Source organism: Streptomyces hesseae (assembly GCF_031845785.1).
Lineage (GTDB): Bacteria > Actinomycetota > Actinomycetes > Streptomycetales > Streptomycetaceae > Streptomyces > Streptomyces hesseae.
This window is the reverse complement of the sequence record NZ_JAVRFI010000005.1, coordinates 350,402-365,563: the sequence shown is the minus strand read 5'-3', so window position 1 is coordinate 365,563 and position 15,162 is coordinate 350,402. Positions and strand designations below refer to the sequence as shown.

The following is a 15,162-nucleotide window of genomic DNA, read 5'->3' as shown; positions in this document are numbered from 1 at the left end:
ACGTACGGTCGGAGACCTTGCCCAGCACCACGCCCTCGATACCGCGGAGCTTCTCGACGATCTCGTCGGCGTGCTCGGTCGAGGTGGTGGCCATCGTGACGTCGATACGCAGCTTCTCGTGCCCGGAAGCGGTCACGTCCAGGCCGGTCACGGACCCACCGGAGGACTCCACGGCCGTGGTCAGCTCACTGACCGCGGTCCCCGACACGGGAACCTCCAACCGGACCGTCATCGAATACGAGACGCTAGGCGCCGTTGCCATGGAGGTACTTCTTCTTTCTGTTTCCGGAACGTGTGGAATGGGGGAAGGAGTGATCAGCCGTTGAGGGCCGCGGAGTGGGGGCGGGCGAGGTTGTCCGGGTGGAGGATCTCCTCGAGCCGCTCCGGGGTGAGCAGGCCCTTGGCCAGGACCAGGTCACGGACGGAGGCGCCGGTGGTCAGGGCCTCCTGGGCGACGGCGGTGGCCTTCTCGTACCCGATGTGCGGGTTGAGGGCGGTGGCCAGGCCGATGGACTGCCCGACGAGCCGGGCCAGGTGCTCGCGGTTGGCGGTGATACCGGTGACGCACCGCTCGGCCAGCGTCAGACAGCCCGAGCGCAGGTGGGTGAGGCTCTTGAGGAGGCTGTGCGCGATGACCGGCTCGAAGGCGTTGAGCTGGAGCTGGCCGGACTCGGCGGCCATGGTGACGGTCACGTCGTTGCCGATGACCTCGAAGGCGACCTGGTTGACGACCTCGGGGATCACCGGGTTGACCTTGCCGGGCATGATGCTCGAACCCGCCTGCACGGGCGGCAGGTTGATCTCGGCGAGGCCGGCGCGCGGGCCGCAGGAGAGCAGGCGCAGGTCGTTGCAGGTCTTGGAGAGCTTGACGGCGATCCGCTTCAGCACACCGGACAGCTGGACGAACGCGCCCATGTCCTGGGTGGCCTCGACGAGGTCGCCGGCGACGCTCAGCGGGATGCCCGTGATCGCGCCGAGGTGGCGGCAGGCGAGCTCCGGGTACTCGGGGTGCGCGTTGAGGCCGGTGCCGATGGCGGTGCCACCGAGGTTGATCTCCCGGAGCAGGGCGCGGGCCTCCTCCAGGCGGGCCCGGTCCTCGGCGAGCATCACGGCGTACGCGGCGAACTCCTGGCCCAGCGTCATGGGCACCGCGTCCTGGAGCTGGGTGCGGCCCATCTTGAGGACGTCCGCGAACTCCTCCGCCTTGGCGGCGAAGGCCCGGCGCAGGGTCTCCATGGCCTCCAGCAGCCGGTCGGCGGCGAGCTGGAGGGAGAGCCGGACGGCGGTGGGGTAGACGTCGTTGGTGCTCTGCCCCGCGTTGACGTCCTCCAGGGGGTGGAGCCGGCGGTAGTCGCCCTTGGCGTGGCCGAGGTGCTCCAGCGCCCGGTTGGCGATGACCTCGTTGGCGTTCATGTTGGTGGAGGTACCGGCGCCGCCCTGGATCACGTCGACGACGAAGTGGTCGTGGAGGCGGCCCGCGCGGATCTCCTCACAGGCCCGCACGATGGCGTCGGCCTTGTCGCCGGCCAGCAGGCCCAGGTCGCGGTTGGCCTGGGCGGCGGCCTGCTTGACGGCGGCCAGGGCGGTGACGAGGTCGGGGTAGACGGCGATCGGGGTGCCCGTGATGGGGAAGTTCTCCACGGCCCGCAGTGTGTGGACGCCGTAGTACGCGTGGGCGGGGACGTCCCGGTCGCCGAGGAGGTCGTGCTCGCTGCGGAACGGGGCGCTGTCGGGTGCGGTGGCGGGGTGGGGGACGGAGGCCGTCATCAGGGTCCGATCGGGTGCGGTGGCGGTGGGGGGAGACGGTGGGGGTGGGGGTGATCAGGCGTTCGCGTACGGCGCCGTGTGCGCCTCGGCGGCCGGCGCGGGGGCGGGGGTGCCGAGGGCCTGGCGCAGGGCCCGGTCGCGCGCGGCCGGGTCGGTGGCGGCGAGCGTCGCGGCGAGGACGGCTGTGCGGGCCTGGCCGGCGCGCAGGGTGCCGGTGAGCACGGCTCCGCCGGCGACGAGGTCCACGGCGCCGCCGTGGGTGTAGATCTCGGCGACGGGCCCGCTGGGCACCCGCGTGGACAGGGCGACGAGCACACCCCGCGAGGCCGCGTCGGCGACGGCGGCGGCCATCTCGGGGGTGGCGTTGCCCGCTCCGGTGGCGACCAGGACGACGCCCTGGGCGCCCGCGCCGACGGCCGCGTCGAACAGGAGCGTGTCCGCGTCGCAGTGGTGCATGACGATGTCGACCCGGGGCAGCGGCCCGTCCACCGCCGGCAGGGGGAGGGGCTCCGGCCGCTCGGGCCGCCGGTGGACGACGACGCCGCTGGGGCCCACGTCGGCTATCCGGCTCCCGGACGGGTCGGCGAAGGCGTCGGCGGCCAGGGTCCGCACCTTGATCGTGCCGCGCGCGGCGTGCGCCTGGCCGTCGAAGACGACGAGCACCCCGAGGCCGCGGACCGAGGAGGCGGTCAGCAGGGCGTCGTGGAGGTTGCGCGGCCCGTCGCCGTTGGGGTCCTCCAGCGGCAGCTGGGCGCCGGTGAAGACCACCGGGCGGGGGTCGTCGTGGTGGAGGTCCACGAAGAAGGCGGACTCCTCCAGGGTGTCCGTGCCGTGGGTGACGACGATGCCGTCCACGCCGGGGTCGGCCAGCACCTCGTGCACGGTGCGCAGGAGCGCGAGCTGGTCGGCGGTGGTGAGCCGGGCGCTGTTGACGCTCATCAGGTCCACGACCCGCACGGTCACGCCGTCGGGTACGGCGGCCGTCGCGAGGACGTCCCCGCCCCGGGCGTCGGCGGCGAAGCCCGACCCCTGCCAGCGGCTGGCGATCGTTCCGCCGGTGCTGATGACGACGACCTGTCCCACGTCGGCTCACTCCTGCTCGTAGTTCGTCACCGCAGCGCGCGCCGGGGGCGCACGCCGGTCTGGACCGGGCAACGATATGACGAATCGGGCGCAATCGGTTTGCCATGTCAGGCGCGATGACGCGCGTAGTGTGGTGGATAATTGCGCAATGGATCAGATCGACAGGAATATCTTGCGCGAGCTCCAGAGCGACGGCCGGCTGACCATCCAGGACCTCGCCCAGCGCGTGGGTCTCACCTCGTCCCCCTGTATGCGCCGGGTCCGCCAGCTGGAACAGGACGGAGTCATCCAGGGCTACCGGGCGGTCATCGACCCGGAGGCCGTCGGACGCGGCTTCGAGGTGCTCGTCTCCATCGAGGTCAAGCGCGACCGGGAGGCGGTCGAGGCGTTCGAGGCCGCGCTCCAGGAGATCCCCGACGTGATCGAGGCGTACCGCCTCTTCGGCAGTCCGGGCTGTCTGCTGCGCATCGCGGTCGCCGACATCACCGCCTACGAGCGGCTGTGGATCGAACGCCTCACCACGCTGTCGGGCATCACCGAGGTGAACTCGCAGATCATCATGAAGCGGATCAAGGAGCCGCGAGGCCTTCCGGTCGACGGCTGACGTCACACATGATGGGCGGTCATATACCGATCGACCCGACGAAAGAGAACCCAGGGGCATGGCTGTCATCCACCGCACCACCCTCACGCCCACCAAGGAAGAGCTGGTCAGCTCCTGGCTGCCCTCCCGGCCGTGGTACCGCCCCGGAACGGGCGCGCCGCGGCTGAGCAAGGCGGGCGGCTTCCGGCTGGACGACCCGGCCGGGGAGGTCGGGATCGAGTTCATGGTGGTGACCGATACGGTGGGCCCGGAACCGGTCGACTACCTGGTGCCGCTCACCTACCGGGGTGCCCCGCTGGAGGGGGCGGAGGACGCCCTCGTCGGGACCATGGACCACGGTGTGCTGGGCAAGCGCTGGGCCTACGACGGCTGCCACGACCCGGTGTTCACCACCGGACTCATCGCCCTGATCGAGGGCCGGGCCCAGGCCCAGGCCCAGAGCGTCAACGACACCCCCGACCACGAGATCGCCCGTTCCTTCACTGGTCAGGGCCCCGTGGGCGCGGCTTTCACCTCCGTCACCGACGGCGCGGAGTCCACCGAGCTGACGGGCGCGCCGCACGGTGCCGCACTCCGCCTCCACCGAGTCCTGAGTCGCGGCGCGGACACCCCGCCCGAGGGCGCGGCCGGTCACGTCGTGGGCTGGTGGCGCCTGGAGGACGGCACCCGCGTCCGGGGCCTCTTCGCCACCCTTCGCACCGCCTCGCGGGACTGAGTCGCGCCGCCCCGTGCCCGGCTCCGGCCGGGTACGGGCACCGGCGGCGAAGTCGACGCGTCAGTCGCAGAGCGATGCGTCGTCGAGGGCCGCGCCGTCGAGCGCGAGCGTCAATTTCTCGAGGAGCGCGCGCAGTTCCCCGGCCTCCTGGGCGGTGATGCCTGCGGCCGTCGCGATCCGGACCGGCACGAGGGCCGCCTCCTCGCGCAGCGCCGTGCCCGCCGGAGTGAGGCGGATGATGACGGACCGTTCGTCCTGCGCGCTGCGCTCGCGGTGCACGAGCCCGGCCGCCTCCAGGCGCTTGAGGAGCGGGGAGAGCGTCCCGGAGTCCAGGCGCAGGAGCTCGCCCAGCCGCTTCACGGGCAGTTCGGTGTGCTCCCAGAGGGCGAGCATGACCAGGTACTGCGGGTACGTCAGGCCGAGGTCCTTGAGGAGCGTGCGGTAGACGGCGCCGAACGCGCGGGAGGCGGCGTTCAGGGAGAAGCAGAGCTGCCGGTCCAGGCGGAGGTAGTCCTCGTGGGGCGCGCTCTCGGGCGGGGCGGTCGGCGGCTTCGTCATGCGCCCAGGGTATCTCGACGGGCATTTAATTGCGCACAACTGAATCGTGCACTACCTTGATGGGTGTCAGGCGGGCCCTCCGGGCCACCGCCGCGATCTTCGAGAGGGATGGTTCCCATGGAAGCCCTGTACACCGCCGTCGCCACCGCCACCCACGGCCGTGAGGGCCGCGCCGTCAGCTCCGACGGCCTCCTCGACGTCCAGCTGGCCCTCCCGGCGCAGCTGGGCGGCAACGGCGCGGGCACGAACCCGGAGCAGCTGTTCGCCGCCGGGTACGCGGCGTGCTTCGCCAGCGCCCTCGGCCTCGTCGGCCGGCAGGCGAAGGTCGACCTCGGCGACGCCGCGGTGACCGCCGAGGTCGGCATCGGCAAGGAGGGCGAGGGCTTCGCGCTGGCGGTCACGCTGCGCGTGGAGCTGCCCGACGGCCTCGACGCCGCGACGGGCCGCAAGCTGGTCGAGCAGGCCCACCAGGTCTGCCCCTACTCCAACGCGACCCGCGGCAACATCCCGGTCGAGCTCGTCGTCGAGTAACGACACGCGCGAGTGACGACCCGCGGCTGACGCGGGCCCGGCGAACCGGCCGATCGGCGGATGCCTCACACCCCTTGGCGCGGTCAGTGTGGAGGGCGGACGTATTCGGCCCGGGGCGGAGCCCTGGGAGTCGGCAGGAAGCCGGTGAGGAAGATGTCGCAGCTCGTCAAGCGCGTGGTCGTCGGAGTGGACGGTTCCGAGGGGAGCCGGGCGGCCCTGGAACTGGCCGTGCGGGAGGCGGTCCGCCACCGTGCCGAGCTGTGCCCGGTGCTGGCCTGGCGGCCCCCGGGCGGTGAGGCCCTCGACGCCATGAACCCGGCCCCCGAGGACATTCGGCACATCTGGGAGCGCCGGGCCCGGGAACGGCTGGAGGAGGCCTGCGGCAGGACGCTGCGCGAGGCCGGCGACCGGCCGCGGGTCGCCCCCGTGGTCGTACGGGCGGACGCCGGCCCGGCGCTGGTCGCCTGTGCCCGGCACGACACCGACCTGCTGGTCATGGGCACCGGCGGACACGGCCTGCTGCACCGGATCCGGTACGGCTCGGCACGCCGCCACTGCCTCCGCCACGCGGTATGCCCGGTGCTGGTGGTCGCGGCCGAGGAGAGTGCCTCCGCCTCGTGGGCCGATCGGCCGATGCCGCGCCCCGCCCGGCGTTCGTAGCGTGGACAGCACGGACCGGGGGCGGGAGGAGCGGAGGAGAAATGAACCGCACAGTACGTCGCGTCGTCGTCGGGGTCGACGGATCGGCCCACAGCCTCGCCGCCCTGCGGAAGGCGGCGCAGGAGGCCCGGCGCCACCACGCCACGCTCCGACCCGTCCTCGTCTACTCGTCCCCCATGGGCGACTACATCGACACGCTCTGGCCGCCGGACCCCCGCACGGCCCGGGAGCTCGACCGCGCGGCGTACCGGCGGCTCGTCGACTCCTGCGAGCGCGCCCTCGGCGGTCTGCCCGCCGACGTCCGGTGCGCTCCCACCACCGCCTTCGGGCCGCCGGCGCCCCTGCTGGTGCAGGCGTCCGGCGAGGACGGGGACGTCCTCGTCGTGGGCGACGGCGGGCACGGGGCGCTGCACCGCCTGCTGAAGGGCTCGGTGAGCCGCTACTGCCTCCGGCACTGCGACTGCCCGGTCATGGTCGTCCCGCCCGCCGGGGACTGAACGATGAGATTTCGTCATCCTCGGACACCGCACACCCCGGTTCCCGCACGACCTCCGGATCATTGACCCGGACATGTCGACCCCGGGGTCGCAGGTGAACCACCGGGACCGTACGGCCCAACAGATCGTCCCCCAATGGCCCTTGACACACCGACCGATGTGACTCAAGTGGTCAATGGGTCCTCCGATGCGTGAGTGGCGTGAATGCGCCGTACCCGGCCGCCTGCTTTCGACCGGTGCCGCCCCGGCCTGATTCACTCCCCGCCGGAGCGCCGTCACCGCAGGTCACCGAGGTGGGCAACCGCGCTCCGCAGGCCGATACGGGCCCCGAGACGGAAGGACCTGGGATGTCGACCGCAGCGCTGCCGGACCAGCCGGAGCAGCAGGAGTACACCGGCGGCCGGGCACAGCTCAGCCTGGGCGTCGCGGCAGCGCGGAACCTCGCGACCACCACCAAGTCCATGCCGCAGATGCAGGGCATCAGCTCGCGCTGGCTGATCCGCATGCTGCCCTGGGTCCAGGTCAGCGGCGGCACCTACCGGGTCAACCGGCGGCTCGTGTACGAGGTCGGGGACGGCCGCGTCACCTTCGTCCAGGAAGGCGCGAGCGTCAGGGTCGTCCCCGCCGAGCTCGGCGAGCTGCCCCTGCTGCGCGGCTTCGCCGACACGGACGTCCTGCGCGCCCTGGCCGACCGCTTCGAGCAGCGCGAATACGAGCCCGGCCAGATCATCGCCTCGGCCGGCCGGCCCGCCGACCACGTGTACCTGATCGCGCACGGCAAGGTGGAGAAGCTCGGCACCGGCAGGTACGGCGAGGACACCCGCCGGGGCGTGCTGGCCGACGGCGGCTTCTTCGGCGGGACGGCCGTGGCCCCCGAGCCCGGCGACTGGGACTTCACGGCCCGCGCCCTGACCGCGTGCACCGTACTCGCCCTGCCGCGCCACGCGTACGAAGAGGTGGCCGGCCGCAGCGAGTCGCTGCGCTCCCACGTCCGGCGGCGCCGCGACGAGGGCGAGCTCCCCCGCAACAAGCGCGGCGAGGCCGACATCGCCCTCGCCGCCGGGCACACCGGCGAGCCCGTGCTGCCGGGCACCTTCGTGGACTACGAGCTCGAACCGCGCGAGTACGAGCTGAGCGTCGCCCAGACCGCCCTGCGGGTGCACAGCCGGGTCGCCGACCTCTACAACGACCCCATGAACCAGGTCGAGCAGCAACTGCGCCTGACCATCGAGGCCCTGCGCGAACGCCAGGAGTACGAGCTCGTCAACAACCGCGAGTTCGGCCTGCTGCACAACGTCGACTACAGCCAGCGCGTCCAGACCCACTCCGGCCCGCCCACCCCGGACGACATGGACGAGCTGCTGAGCATGCGCCGCCAGACCAAGTTCTTCCTCGCGCACCCGAAGGCCGTCGCCGCCTTCGGCCGCGAGTGCAACAAGCGCGGGCTCGCCTTCGACACCGCCGATGTCAACGGCCACAGCGTCCCCGCCTGGCGCGGCGTCCCGATCCTGCCCTGCGGCAAGATCCCCGTCTCGGACGAGGGCACCTCCTCGATCCTCGCCATGCGCACCGGCGAGTCCGCGGGAGGCGTGGTCGGCCTGTGGCAGACCGGCATCCCCGACGAGTACGAGCCCGGCCTGAACGTCCGCTTCATGGGCATCAACGACCAGGCCGTCATCTCCTACCTGGTCAGCACCTACTTCTCCGCCGCCGTGCTCGTGCCCGACGCCCTCGGCGTGCTGGAGAACGTCCAGATCGCCGGCGCGCCTTCCTGACACCGCCGCACCCGAGAACGGAGAGGAACGGAGAGAACCGGTGTCGCTGCTGTCCCGTATGTCCGCACCCTCGGCCACCCACGACGTGGCGAGGCTGGTGGCCACACTGCTGTCCCACCAGAGCGGGGCGGCCCCCCTCGTGCCCGGCGCCCGCGCCGCACGCGGTGACGCTTCCCGGCGCGCGGCGTCCGCTTCGGCCGGCGCGCCGCGGCCGCGGCACGCCGTGCCCACCGGGCCGACCGGCCTCGGCACCTCCGGCCTCCGGATCCCGGCCACCCGGCCCGCCGCTGGGACGACGGCCGGGACGGCCACCGGGGCGTCCGGCACGTCAGGCGCCTCCGGCACCCCCGTGCCCGAGCTGTACTGCCCGCCGCCGCTCCGCGACGACCGGGCCCTCGGCGACGAGGTCAACGACCGGCTCATCGCGTGGGCCGAGGAGATCGGCATCTACCCGGAGCGGCTCGACGGCATCCGGAGCACCAACCTCGGGCGGATGACGATGCTCGTCCACCCCCAGACCGACGACCCGGACCGGCTGCTGGCGGCCGCCCGGTGCGCGCTCGCCGAATGGGCCACGGACGACTATTACTGCGACGACGAGACCATGGGCTCCTCCCCGGCCCACCTCGGCGCCCACCTCGGGACCGCCCTCGCGGCCGTCGACTCCGCCCACCTCCCCGAGCCCCACGCCTCGGAACTCGACGAGGCCCTGCGCGCGGACCCCGTCCGCGCCGCCCTCCGCTCCGGCTTCGAGCACCTCGCGCGCTACGCCGACCCCAGCCAGCTGGCCCGGGTGCGCCAGGAGATCGGCGGACTGTTCGTCGGGTACGGGCAGGAGGGCTCCTGGCGCAGCACGGGCAAGATGCCCGCGGTCTGGGAGTACCTCACCCACCGCCGCTTCAACAGCTTCCTGCCCTGCATCGCACTCGTCGACGTGATGGACGGACACCCGCTGTCCGCCGCCGAGTACGCCGAACCGCGCGTGCGCCGTGCCGTCACCATGGCGGGCACTGCCAGCACGCTGGTGAACGACCTCTATTCGATGGCCAAGGAGAAGGACGCCACCGGTCTGAACTTCAACCTGCCCGCGGCGATCGTCGCGGAGGAGAAGTGCACACTCCGGGAGGCCGTCGAGCGAAGCGCCGCGATCCACGACGAGCTCGTGCGCTCCTTCGAGAGGGAAGCGGCCGCCCTCAGCCTCACCGGCTCCCCGGCCCTGCGCCGCTTCCTGGCCGGCGTATGGGCCTGGCTCGGCGGCAACAAGGCCTGGCACGCGGGCACCGCCCGCTACGGAACGCCGTAGGCGGCGAGCCGCAAGGCCGCACGTCGTCATTCGCAAACCCTATTGACAAACCCTTTAAGGAGAACACGAGTTGCCCACCACGCCCTCCGCCCCCGCAGTCCTGCGCACCGCGTTCCAGAAGGCGGTGGCCTCGTACTGGAACACCAACCAGCAGGACCCGGTCAACCTGCGCCTGGGCGAGGTCGACGACCTCTACCACCACCACTACGGGCTCGGCGACTACGACCCCTCCGTCCTGGAGGGGCCCGCGGAGACCCGGGAGCAGCGGATGATCGAGGAGATGCACCGCCTGGAGACCGCCCAGGCCGACGTCCTCCTCGACCACCTGGGCACCGTCACCCCCCAGGACCGCCTCCTGGACGGCGGTTCCGGCCGCGGCGGCACCAGTGTCATGGCCCACCAGCGCTTCGGCTGCGCGGTGGACGGCGTGTCGATCTCGGAGTACCAGGTCGGCTTCGCCAACGAGCAGGCGCGCAAGCGCGGTATCGACGACAGCGTGAAGTTCCACTTCCGCAACATGCTCGACACCGGCTTCGAGACCGGCTCCCGCCGGGCGATCTGGACCAACGAGACCACCATGTACGTGGACCTCTTCGAGCTGTTCGGCGAGTTCTCCCGGCTCCTGGAGTTCGGCGGCCGGTACGTGTGCATCACCGGCTGCTCCAACGATGTCCAGGGCCTGCGCTCCAAGGCGGTCAGCCGCATCGACGAGCACTACACCTGCAACATCCACCCCCGCAGCGCGTACTTCAAGGCCCTGGCCGCGAACGGCCTGACGCCGATCAACGTCGTGGACCTCACCCCCGCGACCATCCCCTACTGGGAGCTGCGCGCGAAGTCGGAGGTGGCCACGGGCATCGAGGAGGCGTTCCTCACCGCGTACAAGGAAGGCAGCTTCCACTACCTGCTCATCGCCGCCGACCGCGTCTGACGCGCGCCGGGGCTACTCCTCCGTGAGGGCGCTCCGCACCTCCTTGCCGGCCTCGTCGAGCTGCTTGGCGGTCCTCTCGCGCAGCGCCTTGTCACGGTCCGCTCTCGGCAATCCGCTCAGGAAGAACCTGGCGTCGTCGGAGAGCTGCTGACGCTTGTCGTCCATGTCCTTGTCCTTGGCCACGGGAAGTCCCTCCATCCGGCCGGAACGCTCTTCCTCACAGTGGACAGCCTCCGAGCCGAGTCGGCCCCCGGAGACGTCCAAGTGGATGAACGCCGCCGGCGCGCGATACGGCCCGGTTGGCCAGATCGCACAGCCCATTCCTGCCCGATTCCGGGCAGGAATATAGATGTTCCGCGGTTCCCGACCTAGGGTGATCGCTCGTGGTCGCGCCCGGACGGTGAGGTGCCGGGCGGCGACCGCGAGGCCCTCAGCCCCAGCGAAAGGACAGCCGCATGCGTCCGCTTCCCACCGGCGTCGAGGCCGTGGTCTTCGACTGCGACGGCCTGCTGGTCGACACCGAACCCTGCTGGACCGTCGCGGAGACGGCCATCTTCGCGGCGCACGGCCATCCCTTCGGTCCCGAACAGAAGGCCCTGGTCATCGGCCGCACGCTGGAGGCCGCCGGCGAGGCCATGGCCCAGTACTTCGGGCGCCCCGGCTCCGGCGCGGAGCTCGCCGCCGAACTCCTCGAAAGGGTCCGCAAGGAACTCGCCCGAGGAGCCGTGGCCCTCCCCGGGGCGGCGGAACTGGTGCGTGCCTGCCGGGCGTCCGTCCCCATCGCCGTGGCCAGCAACAGCCCCCGGGAACTGCTGGACGTGGCACTGTGGTCGGCCGGCCTCGCCGAGCACTTCACCCACTCGTTCGCCGCCGACGAGGTGCGTTGCCCCAAGCCCGCACCGGAGCTCTACCTCACAGCGTGCGCGACGCTCGGTGCGGCCCCCACACGTTCCGTCGCCTTCGAGGACTCGGCGACGGGCATCGCTTCGGCGCGTGCCGCCGGGCTCTACGTCGCGGTCGTGCCGTCCCTCCCGGGAACCGGCCTCGACCACGACTGGCTGGGCGCCGGCCTGGCCGCACCCGAAGTGCGGGACTGGGCCAGGGGCCTGGCGCGGCACGATCGGCGACCGTGACCCAACTCCCTCGGCGCGCGTCGTCGTTGAGGGCGGGAAACACCCACAGGTGGTCAAGCCCGAGCACGTGATCATCAGAGGGGATGAACATACCGCCCTCAGTCGCGTTAGCGGTTTTTCATACGCAAGACTCTCTCTTGCCAGAGCTTTTGCACTGCCTCCCCCCACAAGCAAGGAGACAATCCATGAGCATCCGCAACGCCGCCGCCGTCACCGTGATGGCCGCCGCCGCTATCGGCGCCGGTGCCGCCGCCGCCACCGCCGACCAGGCGCACGGCACCGCCTCCAACTCCCCGGGCGTCGCCGCCGGGAACGTCGCCCAGGTCGCACCCCGCGTCTCCCCGAACGTCGGCGGCAACGCCATCTCGGTCGTCGGCGTCCTCAACAGCTCCCACGGCAACGCGCTCATCAACAAGTAAGTCACCCACAGCACCTCCCCCCACCTGAGCAGAGGTGGCCGGCACCGTCGCACCCGGACGGCACCGGCCACCTCTGTGGCGTGTCCGGGCAGGGGAGGGGGCGTCGGCACCGGCAGCCACGCCGTCAGGGAAGATCGTCACATGACGCACCTCGGACTCGTGACCGTCGTCGTACGTGACTACGACGAAGCCATCGCCTTCTATCGCGACGCCGTCGGCTTCGACCTCCTGGAGGACACCCACGTCGACGACGACAAACGGTGGGTGGTCGTCGCTCCGCCGGGCGCGAAGGAGACGGCGGTGCTCCTCGCCAAGGCCGCGACCGATGAGCAGGCGACCCGTGTCGGGGACCAGACAGCCGGCCGGGTCGGCTGGTTCCTGAACACCGAGGCGTTCGAGCGCGACTACGAGCGGATGCGGGCGGCCGGTGTCGTGTTCGAGGAGGAGCCCAGGCGCGAGCCGTACGGCACGGTCGCCGTCTTCCGGGACCTGTACGGAAACCGCTGGGACCTGATCCAGCTCGACACCCCCCGCGCGCGCTGAGAAAACCGGGTGCGCCGGTCACGCGCGGCCGGTTACGGTGACCTCATGTCCACGCCCCGAATTTCCTAGCTGAGGACCCGCTTCCACGCCAGAAGTGTGTCCTTTCGCTTTTTCGGAGCGTCATCCCATGATCACCGTTCGTGATGCCGACCTGCGCGCGGGCGCGCGCCTCCTGCTGTCCGGCATCTCCTTCACCGTCTCGCCCGGCGACCGCGTCGGCCTCGTCGGCCGCAACGGCGCGGGCAAGACCACCCTCATGACCGCCCTCGCCGGGCAGGCACGCCCCGCAGCCGGCACCGTCACCCACACCGGCCCCGTCGGCTTCCTGGCCCAGGACTCCCGTACCGCCGACCCCGCCGTCACCGTCACCGACCGCATCCTCTCCGCCCGCGGCCTCGACCGGACCCTGCGCCGGCTGCGCGCGGCCGAGACCGCCATGGCCGAGGCCACCGGCCCCGGCGCGCTGGACCGGGCGATGAACGCCTACGCCCGCGCCGAGGCCGCCTTCCAGGTGGCGGGCGGATACGCGGCCGAAGCCGAGGCCGCCCGCGTCGCCGCCGGGCTCGGACTGCCCGACCGCGTCATGGGCGAACCCGTGGGCGTCCTCTCCGGCGGACAACGACGCCGCGTGGAACTCGCCCGCATCCTCTTCGCCGGACACGACGGCACCCTCCTGCTGGACGAGCCCACCAACCACCTCGACGCCGACTCCGTCGCCTGGCTGCGCGGTTTCCTCCAAGGACACCAGGGCGGCCTGGTGATGATCAGCCACGACAACTCCCTCCTCACCGACGTCGTCAACCGCGTCTTCCACCTCGACCCACGACGCGCCACCATCGACATCCACAACACCGGCTGGACCACCTACCTGACCCAGCGGGAGACCGACGAGCGGCGCCGGGCACGTGAGCGCGCCAACGCCGAACGCAAGGCCGCCGCCCTCCACGCGCAGGCCGACAAGATGAAGGCCCGGTCCGCCACCGCCGTCATGGCCAGGAGCATGACGCGCCGGGCCGACCGCATGCTCGCCGGCCTCGAACCGGCCCGGCACGTGGAGAAGGTCGCCAGGATCCGCCTGCCCGAACCGGAGCCCTGCGGACGGACGCCCCTCGGCGCGATCAGCCTGACCAAGTCCTACGGCGGCCACCACGTCCTCTCCGGCGTCGACCTGGCCCTCGACCGCGGCAGCCGCCTCGTCGTCCTCGGCCTCAACGGCGCGGGCAAGACCACCCTGCTCCGCGTCCTCGCCGGAGCGGAGCGCCCGGACAGCGGGCGGGTCGTGCACGGACACGGGCTGCGGCTCGGCTACTTCGCCCAGGAGCACGACACCCTGGTCCGGGAACGCACCGTCCGCGAGAACCTCGCCGACGCGGCGCCCCACCTGACGGACGGTGAGATACGGCGCGTCCTCGGAGCGTTCCTCTTCTCCGGGGACGACGCCGACAAACCCGCCGGAGTCCTCTCGGGCGGCGAGAAGACCCGCCTGGCCCTGGCCGGGCTGGTCCACTCCGGCGCCAACGTCCTGCTGCTGGACGAGCCCACCAACAACCTCGACCCCGCCTCCCGCGAGGAGGTCCTGGCCGCCGTCGGCTCGTACCCCGGCGCGATCGTGATGGTCACGCACGACGAGGGCGCCATCGACGCCCTGCGCCCCGACCGCGTCCTGCTCCTGCCGGACGCGGAAGAGGACCTGTGGAACGAGGGCTACCGCGACCTGGTCTCCCTGGCCTGACGCCGCCGACGCCACCCGCGCCGCCCACCCGGCGGCGCGGGCGGTTACCCTCTTCCACCTGACGATCCATCGAACTCGAGTGCGGGGGAAGAGAACTGTGCGCGACGCCGTCGTGACGACCGAAGGTGACCGGATCCGCTGGGCCGAACTGCCGGGCCGGGAACCCACACGCGTCTACGTGCACGGCCTGGGTGCCACGTCGCCCGCCTACTTCGCGGGCGTCGCGGCCCACCCGCTGCTGGCCGGTCACCGGTCCCTGCTCGTCGACCTGCTCGGTCACGGCATCAGCGACCGGCCCGTCACCTTCGACTACACCCTGGAGGCGCACGCCGACGCGCTCGCCGAGGCGCTGACCGTCGCGGGTGCCGGCGGCGCGGAGGTGATCGCGCACAGCATGGGCGGCTCGGTCGCCATCGTTCTGGCCGCCCGCCACCCGCACCTGGTCTCCCGGCTGGTCCTCGTCGACGCGAACCTCGACCCGATCCCGCCCACGCCCGGCGCCGGTGGCAGCCGCGGCATCGCCGCCTGCACGGAGGAGGAATTCCTGGCCGGCGGCTGGCGGGAGGTCCGCGACCGGGCCGGCGCGCACTGGTGGTCCACCATGCGGCTGGCCGGCCTCGAAGCGCTGCACCGCAGCGCGGTCCACCTCACCCGGGGGAGCGTGCCCACCATGCGCGAACTCCTCATGGAACTCACGATTCCGCGCACTTTTCTGCTGCCGGAGGCGGACGGTCCGCTCTGCGGTGCCGATGCGCTCGCCGAGGCCGGGGTGGCCGTGACACCGATTCCGGACTGCGGGCACAACATCATGCTGGACAACCCCGAAGCCTTCGCCCGCGCCACCGCGAACGCGCTCGCGGCGCCGTAGCCCCAGCCCCTGGGAACCCCTGTTCGTTGAGTCACTGCCGGGA

The 15,162-nt window shown here is 72.1% G+C and carries 18 protein-coding genes; 13 read left to right on the top strand and 5 right to left on the bottom strand.

The window, feature by feature from the left end:
- The 3 genes from RM609_RS11775 to RM609_RS11765 form a co-directional block, all read right to left on the bottom strand.
- A partial coding sequence (locus RM609_RS11775) for an ACT domain-containing protein (protein ID WP_498073164.1) occupies positions 1-262 on the bottom strand: 262 nt, incomplete at its 3' end.
- Between the two features lie 53 nt (positions 263-315).
- Positions 316-1,767, bottom strand: coding sequence for an aspartate ammonia-lyase (aspA, locus tag RM609_RS11770; protein ID WP_311610222.1), 1,452 nt, complete (start codon positions 1,765-1,767; stop codon positions 316-318).
- Positions 1,768-1,821: 54 nt separating this feature from the next.
- Positions 1,822-2,850 carry an asparaginase gene (locus RM609_RS11765; protein ID WP_311610221.1) on the bottom strand — a complete coding sequence of 343 codons (1,029 nt, stop codon included), beginning with the start codon at positions 2,848-2,850 and terminating at the stop codon, positions 1,822-1,824.
- A 148-nt stretch (positions 2,851-2,998) separates the two neighbouring features.
- Here RM609_RS11765 and RM609_RS11760 point away from each other — a divergent pair, with 148 nt between their 5' ends.
- Complete coding sequence (locus RM609_RS11760; RefSeq protein WP_311610220.1) at positions 2,999-3,454, top strand: Lrp/AsnC family transcriptional regulator; 456 nt, start codon at positions 2,999-3,001, stop codon at positions 3,452-3,454.
- A 58-nt stretch (positions 3,455-3,512) separates the two neighbouring features.
- A complete protein-coding gene (locus RM609_RS11755) occupies positions 3,513-4,169 on the top strand; it encodes a maltokinase N-terminal cap-like domain-containing protein (RefSeq protein WP_311610218.1) in 657 nt (218 codons plus the stop codon).
- Positions 4,170-4,229: 60 nt separating this feature from the next.
- Here the strand turns inward: RM609_RS11755 and RM609_RS11750 are convergent, their stop codons facing one another.
- Positions 4,230-4,727: a MarR family winged helix-turn-helix transcriptional regulator gene (locus tag RM609_RS11750; RefSeq protein ID WP_311610217.1), complete on the bottom strand. Its 498-nt coding sequence runs from the start codon at positions 4,725-4,727 to the stop codon at positions 4,230-4,232.
- A 117-nt stretch (positions 4,728-4,844) separates the two neighbouring features.
- Between RM609_RS11750 and RM609_RS11745 the strand changes: the two genes are divergently transcribed.
- The 6 genes from RM609_RS11745 to RM609_RS11720 all read left to right on the top strand — a co-directional run bounded on the left by RM609_RS11745 (position 4,845) and on the right by RM609_RS11720 (position 10,424).
- On the top strand, positions 4,845-5,258 hold the full coding sequence (locus tag RM609_RS11745; protein ID WP_311610216.1) for an organic hydroperoxide resistance protein: 414 nt from the start codon (positions 4,845-4,847) through the stop codon (positions 5,256-5,258).
- A 153-nt stretch (positions 5,259-5,411) separates the two neighbouring features.
- On the top strand, positions 5,412-5,918 hold the full coding sequence (locus tag RM609_RS11740; RefSeq protein WP_311610259.1) for a universal stress protein: 507 nt from the start codon (positions 5,412-5,414) through the stop codon (positions 5,916-5,918).
- A gap of 41 nt (positions 5,919-5,959) precedes the next feature.
- A complete protein-coding gene (locus RM609_RS11735; RefSeq protein ID WP_311610215.1) occupies positions 5,960-6,415 on the top strand; it encodes a universal stress protein in 456 nt (151 codons plus the stop codon).
- A 347-nt stretch (positions 6,416-6,762) separates the two neighbouring features.
- Positions 6,763-8,190, top strand: coding sequence for a family 2B encapsulin nanocompartment shell protein (locus RM609_RS11730; RefSeq protein ID WP_311610214.1), 1,428 nt, complete (start codon positions 6,763-6,765; stop codon positions 8,188-8,190).
- Positions 8,191-8,230: 40 nt separating this feature from the next.
- Entirely contained in the window at positions 8,231-9,493 is a 1,263-nt protein-coding gene (locus RM609_RS11725; protein ID WP_311610213.1) for a family 2 encapsulin nanocompartment cargo protein terpene cyclase, read from the top strand.
- Positions 9,494-9,563: 70 nt separating this feature from the next.
- Entirely contained in the window at positions 9,564-10,424 is an 861-nt protein-coding gene (locus tag RM609_RS11720) for a geranyl diphosphate 2-C-methyltransferase (RefSeq protein WP_311610212.1), read from the top strand.
- A 12-nt stretch (positions 10,425-10,436) separates the two neighbouring features.
- Here the strand turns inward: RM609_RS11720 and RM609_RS11715 are convergent, their stop codons facing one another.
- Positions 10,437-10,607, bottom strand: coding sequence for a hypothetical protein (locus RM609_RS11715; RefSeq protein WP_311610211.1), 171 nt, complete (start codon positions 10,605-10,607; stop codon positions 10,437-10,439).
- 272 nt (positions 10,608-10,879) lie between these two features.
- Between RM609_RS11715 and RM609_RS11710 the strand changes: the two genes are divergently transcribed.
- The 5 genes from RM609_RS11710 (at position 10,880) to RM609_RS11690 (ending at position 15,119) form a co-directional block, all read left to right on the top strand.
- Complete coding sequence (locus RM609_RS11710) at positions 10,880-11,557, top strand: HAD family hydrolase (protein ID WP_311610210.1); 678 nt, start codon at positions 10,880-10,882, stop codon at positions 11,555-11,557.
- Positions 11,558-11,742: 185 nt separating this feature from the next.
- Positions 11,743-11,976, top strand: coding sequence for a chaplin family protein (locus RM609_RS11705; protein ID WP_311610208.1), 234 nt, complete (start codon positions 11,743-11,745; stop codon positions 11,974-11,976).
- A gap of 141 nt (positions 11,977-12,117) precedes the next feature.
- A complete protein-coding gene (locus tag RM609_RS11700; RefSeq protein ID WP_311610207.1) occupies positions 12,118-12,519 on the top strand; it encodes a VOC family protein in 402 nt (133 codons plus the stop codon).
- Positions 12,520-12,646: 127 nt separating this feature from the next.
- Entirely contained in the window at positions 12,647-14,251 is a 1,605-nt protein-coding gene (locus tag RM609_RS11695; RefSeq protein WP_311610206.1) for an ABC-F family ATP-binding cassette domain-containing protein, read from the top strand.
- Positions 14,252-14,348: 97 nt separating this feature from the next.
- Positions 14,349-15,119, top strand: coding sequence for an alpha/beta fold hydrolase (locus tag RM609_RS11690; RefSeq protein WP_311610204.1), 771 nt, complete (start codon positions 14,349-14,351; stop codon positions 15,117-15,119).
- Positions 15,120-15,162 lie beyond the last annotated feature (43 nt).

Excerpts from the sequence above, each read along its gene's own strand:
- RM609_RS11745 (WP_311610216.1), top strand. The coding sequence starts at position 4,845 with ATGGAAGCCCTGTACACCGCCGTCGCCACCGCCACCCACGGCCGTGAG.
- RM609_RS11755 (WP_311610218.1), top strand. The coding sequence starts at position 3,513 with ATGGCTGTCATCCACCGCACCACCCTCACGCCCACCAAGGAAGAGCTG.
- RM609_RS11750 (WP_311610217.1), bottom strand. The coding sequence starts at position 4,727 with ATGACGAAGCCGCCGACCGCCCCGCCCGAGAGCGCGCCCCACGAGGAC.
- RM609_RS11740 (WP_311610259.1), top strand. The coding sequence starts at position 5,412 with ATGTCGCAGCTCGTCAAGCGCGTGGTCGTCGGAGTGGACGGTTCCGAG.
- RM609_RS11735 (WP_311610215.1), top strand. The coding sequence starts at position 5,960 with ATGAACCGCACAGTACGTCGCGTCGTCGTCGGGGTCGACGGATCGGCC.
- RM609_RS11705 (WP_311610208.1), top strand. The coding sequence starts at position 11,743 with ATGAGCATCCGCAACGCCGCCGCCGTCACCGTGATGGCCGCCGCCGCT.
- RM609_RS11695 (WP_311610206.1), top strand. The coding sequence starts at position 12,647 with ATGATCACCGTTCGTGATGCCGACCTGCGCGCGGGCGCGCGCCTCCTG.
- aspA (WP_311610222.1), bottom strand. The coding sequence starts at position 1,767 with ATGACGGCCTCCGTCCCCCACCCCGCCACCGCACCCGACAGCGCCCCG.
- RM609_RS11700 (WP_311610207.1), top strand. The coding sequence starts at position 12,118 with ATGACGCACCTCGGACTCGTGACCGTCGTCGTACGTGACTACGACGAA.
- RM609_RS11730 (WP_311610214.1), top strand. The coding sequence starts at position 6,763 with ATGTCGACCGCAGCGCTGCCGGACCAGCCGGAGCAGCAGGAGTACACC.
- RM609_RS11710 (WP_311610210.1), top strand. The coding sequence starts at position 10,880 with ATGCGTCCGCTTCCCACCGGCGTCGAGGCCGTGGTCTTCGACTGCGAC.
- RM609_RS11760 (WP_311610220.1), top strand. The coding sequence starts at position 2,999 with ATGGATCAGATCGACAGGAATATCTTGCGCGAGCTCCAGAGCGACGGC.